At 71.9% G+C, this 8,588-nt stretch carries 8 protein-coding genes; all 8 read left to right on the top strand.

Annotated features, from left to right (window positions below):
* Positions 1-223 precede the first annotated feature (223 nt).
* Positions 224-1,168, top strand: coding sequence for a DUF5996 family protein (locus tag VNF07_09450; GenBank protein ID HVB06452.1), 945 nt, complete (start codon positions 224-226; stop codon positions 1,166-1,168).
* A 40-nt stretch (positions 1,169-1,208) separates the two neighbouring features.
* Complete coding sequence (locus tag VNF07_09445; protein HVB06451.1) at positions 1,209-1,475, top strand: UBP-type zinc finger domain-containing protein; 267 nt, start codon at positions 1,209-1,211, stop codon at positions 1,473-1,475.
* A gap of 152 nt (positions 1,476-1,627) precedes the next feature.
* A complete protein-coding gene (locus VNF07_09440) occupies positions 1,628-2,227 on the top strand; it encodes an enolase C-terminal domain-like protein (GenBank protein HVB06450.1) in 600 nt (199 codons plus the stop codon).
* 44 nt (positions 2,228-2,271) lie between these two features.
* Positions 2,272-5,691, top strand: a complete 3,420-nt coding sequence (locus VNF07_09435) for a SpoIIE family protein phosphatase (protein HVB06449.1) — start codon at positions 2,272-2,274, stop codon at positions 5,689-5,691.
* 86 nt (positions 5,692-5,777) lie between these two features.
* The gene (locus VNF07_09430) at positions 5,778-6,971 is read left to right on the top strand and encodes a tyrosine-type recombinase/integrase (GenBank protein HVB06448.1); all 1,194 of its coding nucleotides are present in this window, start codon (positions 5,778-5,780) and stop codon (positions 6,969-6,971) included.
* 32 nt (positions 6,972-7,003) lie between these two features.
* Positions 7,004-7,243 carry an AbrB/MazE/SpoVT family DNA-binding domain-containing protein gene (locus tag VNF07_09425; protein ID HVB06447.1) on the top strand — a complete coding sequence of 80 codons (240 nt, stop codon included), beginning with the start codon at positions 7,004-7,006 and terminating at the stop codon, positions 7,241-7,243.
* Entirely contained in the window at positions 7,240-7,677 is a 438-nt protein-coding gene (locus tag VNF07_09420; GenBank protein ID HVB06446.1) for a hypothetical protein, read from the top strand. The genes VNF07_09425 and VNF07_09420 overlap by 4 nt, the downstream gene beginning before the upstream one ends.
* A 347-nt stretch (positions 7,678-8,024) precedes the next feature.
* Complete coding sequence (locus tag VNF07_09415; protein HVB06445.1) at positions 8,025-8,201, top strand: hypothetical protein; 177 nt, start codon at positions 8,025-8,027, stop codon at positions 8,199-8,201.
* Positions 8,202-8,588: the final 387 nt, after the last annotated feature.

The following is an 8,588-nucleotide window of genomic DNA, read 5'->3' as shown; positions in this document are numbered from 1 at the left end:
GTGCAGCGCTTCAACACCTCGAAGTCCGAGCCGGCGATGCTCGTCTCCGCGTCGAACCGGATCTTCAAGCACCTCGGTTACTCGCGGGTCGTCTATTTCGAGAACGCCCCGGAGTACGAAGCGGCCAAGGCGTAGTTGCCGTAGGGCCCCCAGGCCCTACGGCAACTGATAGGGCCACAATCGCGCCTGTCGGGCGCGTGCGGGACGAGGGGGATCAGTGCGGGTGAGCAACACCGCGGCCTCATCTGGCGCAGGGCGGCGCTGGCCGGCGCTGCCCTACGACGCCTGGCGCGCGACGCGCGACACGCTCCATCTCCACACGCAGGTGCTCGGGAAGCTCGCGGCCCGCCTCGCGCCCCCCGAGCGGCAGCTCGGGCACAGCGCGCTGCACCTCTCGGTCCGCGGGTGGGAGACATCCCCCCTCCCCGCTCCCGACGGCTCCGGCGCCTTCGTCGTCGCGCTGGACCTGCGGGCCCACGCCGCGGTGATCGAGCACAGCGATGGAAGGACGAGAGAGGTCCCCCTCGTCCCCGACTGCGCCGTCGGGACGGTGACCCGGGGCGTGCTGCGAGCGGTCGCGGAGCTCGCTGGGCCGGTCGAGCTCGCCCTCCGGCCGCAGGAGGTCCCGTGGCACCGGCCGCTCGACGAGGACGGCGAGCACGCGACCTACGACCCGGAGCAGGTCGTCGCGTACTTCGCAGCAGCGACGCGCGCCGCGCAGGTGCTCACAGCGCTCCGTGCCCCCTTCCTCGGGCGCGTGAGTGCGGTGAACGCGTGGTGGGGCGCCTTTGACCTCGCCGTGACGTTCTTCAACGGGCGGCCGATGGCACCGGCGTCCGGGGACTTCATCACGCGGAACTCAGGAGACGCCGAGCAGATCGCCGTCGGCTGGTGGCCGGGCGACCTGCGCTACCCGCGCGCCGCCTTCTACGCCTACGCCCTACCGGCGAACGACCGCCTCGCGGCGTCGGCCCTCGCGCCTCCGACGCACTTCGAAGAGGGCCTCGGCGAGTTCGTCCTCGACTGGGACGACGTCGTCGGGAGCGAAGACCCCTTTGCTCTGGCGCTCGATTTCGGGCGGAGGTTCGTGGCGCAGGCCTGCGAAGCCTGCGGCTGGGATACCGTGCTCACCGAGAGCGCCCTCGGGGTGCCGCCTCCGGTGAGCTGAGGGGGGGTCCGTGCCGGTTACCTGTAGTCACCTGGAAGAGGTGGCCGACGTCAAGCCGTCGGGGGACGGCTGCGAGGACTGCCTGCGCATCGGGGGGCAATGGGTGCACCTGCGCCTCTGCATGTCGTGCGGTCACGTCGGGTGCTGTGACAGCTCGCCGGGGCGCCACGCCACGGCGCACTTCCACGCGCATCCCGAGCACCCGCTGATCCGGTCCTTCGAGCCCGGCGAGGACTGGTGGTGGTGCTACCAGGACGAGGTTCTGTTCGAGGTGCAGGGCGCGCCGCCGGCCCCTTCGCACCGGTAGGCGGACAACCGAGGGCCACCGCTCGCCGACGCGACCGGTGGCCCTGCGCTTAGCCCCAAGCCGCGCTTCGCGCCCAGCGCCAGCCCGCGCACGCCAGCTGAAGGCGAAAGGACAGCGATGAGTTGGCGAGTTTCCAGTGAGAAGGGTCGTTCGTGAAGATCACTGATCTGGAGCTGATCCAGCTCGCGAAGACGCTCGACCATCCGCACCGGAACTCGAAGCAGACGATGGTGCGCCGGGTCTTCTCGTTGGTTCGGGTGGTCACTGACGAAGGGATCGACGGACTCGGCGAAGCGGGGTGTGATCCGTCGGTGGCGCCGGGCGTGATCGCGCGACTGAAGCGGCATGTCGTCGGCATGGATCCCTTCAACGTCGAAGAGCTCTGGCAACAGGCATTTCACGGCGCTGCGATGTACGACCCGAAGGGCGCCGCGATCGCGGCGATCAGCGGAGTCGACATCGCCTGCTGGGACGTGATGGGCAAAGCCCTCGGGGTCCCCGTCCACCGCCTCCTCGGCGGACAGAGCCGCCGTGCGATCCCCGCATATGCCTCGGACCTGCACTGGCTCGAGGCGCCGGAGGAGATGGCGCGAGCCGCGGCCCGCTACGTCGAGGAGGGATTCACCGCCGTGAAGACCCACCTCGGGGTCGACCCGGAGGGCGACGAGTCGCGGGTGCGGGCCATTCGCGAAGCCATCGGTGACGACGTCCTTCGAGGCCGACGGATCCGTCTGAGCCGCGCCATCAGGTGATCGGCAACCAACGGCGCCGGCGCGCCCGGTCCGCGGCTGCCGACGTGGCCGGGCCCGAGACGGCGAGCGGCGCGCCCGGCGCCGCGGCGCCGGGCGCGGCGGAGTTCTTCGCTCCCTACGGCCAGATCGGCCGGGACCTCACGGCCGTCGACTGGGCGGCGACGCCGCTCGGGGCGGTCGAGGGCTGGCCGCAGAGCCTGAAGACGATCGTCCAGGTCGTCCTCTCCTCGCGCTTTTCGATGTGGATGGCCTGGGGGCCGACGCTCACCTTCTTCGCCAACGAGGCCTACCGGCGCGACACCCTCGGCGCCAAGTACCCCTGGGCGCTCGGGCGACCGGCCTCGGAGGTGTGGGCGGAGATCTGGCCGGACATCGGCCCGCGCATCGAGGCGGTGATGACCTCGGGGGTGGCCAGCTGGGACGAGTCGCTGCAGCTCTTCCTGGAGCGCAACGGCTACCGCGAGGAGACGTACCACACCTTCTCCTACAGTCCCCTCAGCGACGACGACCGCCAGATCGTCGGGATGCTGTGCGTGGTGGTCGAAGAGACCGACCGGGTCCTCGGCGAGCAGCGCCTCGCGATCCTGCGCGACTTCAACGCCGCGCTCGGCCACGCCCGCAGCCTCGAAGAGGTCTTCGCCGCCGCCGAGCGGCAGCTCTCCGGCGCGCTCGCCCCGCTCCCGTTCTCGGCCGCCTACCTCTTCGACGACGAGAGCCGCCTCGCCCACCTCGTCGCCCGCGCCGGCGTCGGGGCGGCCGACACCGTCGCGCCCGACCTCGTCGAGGTCGACAGCGCCGACGCCTGGCCGCTCGCCGATGCCGCGGCAGGGGTGGCAATGCGCGTAGAGGGCCTCGCCGGGCGCTTCGAGCACCTGCCGAGCGGGGTGTGGGAGGACCCACCCGCGAGCGCCTACGTCGTGCCGCTGCGCGCCGGCCCCCACGAGCGCCCCTACGGGGCCTTCGTCGCCGGCCTCAACCCCTACCGCCCCTTCGACGCGCCGTACGCGGACTTCATCGCCCTCGTCGCCGGCCAGCTCTCGGCGAGCGTCGTGAACGCCCGCGCCTACGAGGCCGAGCGCCACCGCGCCGAGGAGCTCGCCGAGCTCGACCGCGCGAAGACGACCTTCTTCACCAACGTGAGCCACGAGTTCCGCACCCCCCTCACCCTTTTGCTCGGGCCGTCGTCGGACGCGCTCTCCGACGAGGAGCACGAGCTGAACGCCCAGCAGCGGGCGCGCGTCGAGCTCATCCAGCGCAACGCCGAGCGGCTGTTGAAGCTCGTGAACACGCTCCTTGACTTCTCCCGCCTCGAGTCGGGGCGGGTCGAGGTGCACGCCGAGGCGGTGGACGTCGGGGCGCTCACCACCCGCCTCGCGGAGATGTTCCGTCCCGCGGTCGAGCACGCGGGGCTCGAGCTGCGCGTGGAGGTCGAGCCGCTCGGCCACGACGTCCTCGTCGACCGGGAGATGTGGACCAAGATCTGCCTCAACCTGCTGTCGAACGCGCTGAAGTTCACCTTCGCCGGCGAGATCGCCGTCCGCCTCGCGCAAACCACCGACCCCGAAGGCGTGCGCGTCCTCGCGCTCGAGGTGGCCGACACGGGCATCGGGATCGCCGCCGCCGACCAGGCGCACCTGTTCGAGCGCTTCCACCGGGTGCAGGGCGCCCGCTCGCGCTCGCACGAAGGCTCCGGCATCGGCCTCGCCCTCGTCGCCGAGCTCGCGGCGCTGCACGGTGGGGCCGTCTCGGCGCTGAGCGCCCCCGGAGTGGGGACGACCTTCACGGTCTCCATCCCCGTGCAGCTCCCCTCCGGCGAGGTCGCGGGCGGGGAGGACCTGCAGTCCGTCGACGGGGTCGCCGCGGGCTACGTCGAAGAGGCGCTGCGCTGGCTGGAGAGCGGGGCACCGCCCGGCGAGCCGTCAGCCGCCGGGGCGCCGTCGTCTGAGGCCCCACGTCTGCGGGTGCTCGTCGCGGACGACAACGCCGACATGCGCCGCTACGTGACGTCGCTCCTCGGCGAGCAGTACGAGGTGGAGGCCGTGGCCGACGGCGCGCTCGCGCTCGAGTCGGCCCGCCGCCGGCCCCCGTCGCTCGTGCTCACCGACGTGGTGATGCCGAACCTCGACGGCTTCGGGCTGCTCACCGCGCTGCGCAGCGATCCGCTCACCGCCGGCATCCCCGTGATCATGCTCTCCGCGCGCGCCGGTGAGGACGCCGCGGTGGAGGGCCTCGACGCCGGCGCCGACGACTACCTGGTGAAGCCCTTCTCCGCGCTCGAGCTCGTGGCGCGCGTGCGCTCGAACCTCGAGCTCGAGCGGGCGCGCCGGGAGGCTGCCGCCCAGGAGCATCACATCGCCGACGAGCTGCAGCGGAGCCTCATCCCGGAGATCTCGGGCATCGAGGGGCTCGAGATCTCGACCTTCTACCAGGCGGGCGAGCGGGGGAGCCGCGTCGGCGGCGACTGGTACGACGTGATCGAGCTCGGTGCCGGCCGCACCGCGATCGTGATCGGCGACGTCGTCGGGCGCGGCGTGCGCTCCGCCGCGGTGATGGGGCAGTTGCGCACCGCGGTGCGCGCCTTTGCAAGCCTCGACCTCGATCCCGGCGCCCTCTTCGGCCACCTCGACACGACGGTGCGCGACCTGCGCGACGGTCAGATCGCGACCTGCGTCTACGCCGTGCACGACGCCGCCGAGGAGACGCTCGAGTACGCGCTCGCCGGCCACCTGCCGCCGATCGTCGCCGTCCCGGGCGCGCCGGCGCGGCGCCTCGCAGGAGCGCTCGGCCCACCGCTCGGCACGGGGCCCGAGGTCTGGCCGCACGCCAGCATCCCCTTCCCGGACGGGTCGATGATCCTCCTCTACACCGACGGCCTCGTCGAACGACGCGACGTGGGCCTCGACGAACGGATCGACAGCGCCGTCGCCGTCGTCGAGGGCGCCCGCGACGATCCGCAGCGGCTCACCTCCGAGCTCGTGGAGGTGTTGAGCCCCGAGGGCTCCGACGACGACATCGCGCTCCTCGTCGCGCGAACGTCGGGCGGCACGCGCCGCGAGACGCTCGCCTTCGAGGTCGACGACGCGCCGGGCGCGATCGGCGAGGCGCGGCGGCGCGTCATTGAGGCGTTGGGGAGCTACGGCGCCTCGGAACGGGCGATCGACGCCCTCGAGCTCATCACGAGCGAGCTGGTGACGAACGCGGTCGTCCACGGCGGCCGCCCCGTCTCGGTCCGGCTGCGGCTGGCCGGACCGGACCTGCACCTCGAGGTGAGCGACGGCACCGCGCGCCTGCCGCGCCTGATGCGGCCGGGTTCCGTCGAGGAGCACGGCCGGGGGGTGCAGCTGGTGGCCCGCCTCGCCCGGCGCTGGGGGGTGCGGCTGACCGAGTCCGGCAAGACCGTCTGGTCGACCGTCCCGATCGGGGGGGCGAGGCCGCACCGCAGCGGCGGATCGCGGCCTGGCTGAGACAGCCCGGCGCGAGCATCGCCGCACTCGACAGGTCGCTGTCCTCCGCCCGGGCGCCAGCCCGCGGCAGCGAGAGGGGAGTGACCGTGCCGAACGCCATGACTCGCACCGCCGTGCCCGGCATCTACCGCCGCGGCTCCAGCTACACCTACGTCGTCTCGCTCGGGCGTGACCCGAAGACGGGCAGGCGACGCCAGCGCTGGGTGGGCGGATTCCGCACCATCGCCGAGGCGCGAGCGGCGCGCGCCGCGGAGGCGTCCGCCCCGCAAAAGAACGGCTCCGAGCTTCGCGGCGAGCCGACGCTCAGCTCGTTCGTCGAGGAGAGCTGGCTTCCGGCACAGGCCGTGCGCGTCCGTCCGGGGACCCTCAACCTCTACCGCATCAACTGGGAGCGGGTGAAGCCGCGCCTCGGAGCGGTCCCGCTCCGAGCTATCGAGCCGCTGGCGTTGCAGGCGCTGTACGGCGAGCTGCTCGAGCGCGGCGGCCGGGGTGGCCGGCCGCTCGGCGGCCGCTCGGTGCAGATCGTGCACGCCTTCGTTCACCGCTGTCTCGGCGACGCCGTTCGCCGGGGCATGCTCGAGAAGAACCCGGCCTCCCTCGCCGACCGGCCGAGCGCGCGCCGGCCGGAGATCCGTGCCTGGAGCCCCGAGCAGATCGGTCGCTTCCTCGAGTTCACGAACACCCACCGGCTTGCTCCGCTCTGGCGGCTGGTCGCGATGACCGGGCTGCGCCGAGGCGAAGCGCTCGGCCTGTACTGGTCCGACGTCGACCTCGACCAGGCAAGGATCGCCGTGCGGCGCTCCCTCGTGCTCGTCGGGAACCGACCGGTGCTCGGCGAGCCGAAGTCCGTCCGGGGACGGCGGACGATCGACCTCGATCCCGAGACGACCGCCCAGCTCCGGCGGTGGCGGGGCCGCGTGCTCTCCGAGCTCGGCCCCGCGTCGCTCGGCGGCGAGGACGGCGCGGCACCGGTCTTCGTTGGCGCCGAGGGTGCTGCGCTGCACCCCGCAAACGTCAGCCGCACGTTCGCCGGACTGGTGGCCGGCACGGGGCTGCCGACGATCGGCCTGCACGGGCTGCGGCACAGCCATGCGACCGCGATGCTGGCGTCAGGGATCTCGCCGAAGATCGCGCAGGAGCGCCTCGGCCACTTCTCGGTGACGCTGACGCTCGACACCTACTCGCACGCGCTGCCGGGGATGCAGCGCGAGGCGGCGGTCACCGTGGCCTCGCTCGTCGATCGCTCGACAAAGCTCGCGAAGTCCAACCACACTTGGTAACGGTGATGTCCTTACCAAGTATCATCGGCACCATGACGAACGTCCAGGAGTTCCTCGTGTCCTCCTCGGGACAGATGTCCCTTCCCGCCGCGGTCCGCCACCGCTGGGGCCTCGACCAAGGTGGGCCCGTCGACGTCGTGGACCTCGGCTTCGCGGTGCTCACCATTCCCCGCGGCGGCGCGCGCCGGCTGCTCGCCGACCTGCTCTCGCGCGAGGAGCACGAACGCTTCGTCCGGGCGCTCGACGGTGACCCCGATCTGTCAACGACGTGAGCACCGTGCTGCTCGACGACCACCTGCTGCGCGACCTACTTGCCGATGAGGTGGGCGGCGCGCTGGCTTCGCTGCTCGAGGGGTCCGAGCCGGCGACGACGAACCTCTACCTGTATCGGTTGTGCCGAAGCGCTCTCGCCGCCTCCGGCGGTGCGCTGACCGGGAGCTGGGCTGCGGCCCGCAGGCGCCAGCTCGCGGCGGCGCTCCTTGGGTTGCCGGAGCACGTCACGATCGTCCCGATGCGCGATCTCGCGGTGGAGATGGCCGGATTCGCCTCCTCAGAGGGGCTCTCCACCCTCGGCGCGGAGGCGGTGGCAGCATCGGCGCGCCTCTCTGCCCCGCTTTGCGTCTGGGAGGGCGACGACGGCCCGCGCATCCGCGCCGCCATGGCCCGCCGTGGCGCCGACTACCGGCTGGTCCCGCGCGAGCGATGACCTGCCCGCCCGCCGCTGGTTGAGCGACAGTCTCGCAAGGTGGGTTTCGGCGACAGAGCTGTGGCATCTTCAGGGCACAATTAGTCCATGGGCCGCGTCAGGGTGAGCACAACAGTGGACGGCGAGCGACTCGCTGGAGCACGGCGGCTGCATCCCGACCTCTCTGATGCAGCCCTTCTCGATGCCGCACTAAAGGCGTACATCGCGGTCAATCGTGCTGCCGAGATCGATGCCAGCTATACCGCCTATGACGTTCATCCGCTGGACGAACCAGACGAGTGGGGCGACCTCGCAAGCTTTCGCGAAGCGGCCGGACGGTCCGGGCCAGGCTGTCCGAGGCGCGGACCGTGCTGGGGGTCTCCTCGGCCTCGGCGGCCGTCGACGTCGCGCTCTCCGAGTTGATCCGTCGTCACCGTGTGCTCGATGACGTGAGGGCCTACACGAGGTCGCCTCCCACTGATGAGGAGGCCGCGCTCGGCCAAGCCAATCCCGACTGGAGCGACCTCGCCGACGACACGGATTGAGAGGCTGAGTGGCCGGAGGACAATGAGCGCGCCAGGGGTCCGCGAGGGGAGATCTGGCTGGCTGAGCAGGACAAACGCCGCCCGGTCGTGCTCACACGGGATCCCCTCGGACGGCTTTTGCACTCGGTGATCGTCGGCCCGGTCACCTCGACGGTGCGTGGCCTCAACACCGAGGTTGCCCTGACCGAGGCCGATGGCATCCGCAGGACCTCCGTCGTGAATCTCGACAACCTCAGCTGGTCTCCCGAGCGAGCGTGGTGAGGCGCGTCGGCAGGATGTCCCCGAGCACGCTGAGGGCAATCTGCGCAGCGGTAACCGAGGCGATCGGTTGCCCTGAGACGTGAGACGTAGGGGAGATGGGCAAGGGCGCGAGCGGCCCGTCGCTAG

The sequence above is a fragment of the Acidimicrobiales bacterium genome (assembly GCA_035533595.1).
In the GTDB taxonomy this organism is placed as follows: Bacteria; Actinomycetota; Acidimicrobiia; order Acidimicrobiales; family Bog-793; genus DATLTN01.
This window is presented reverse-complemented; position numbering and strand designations above follow the sequence as displayed.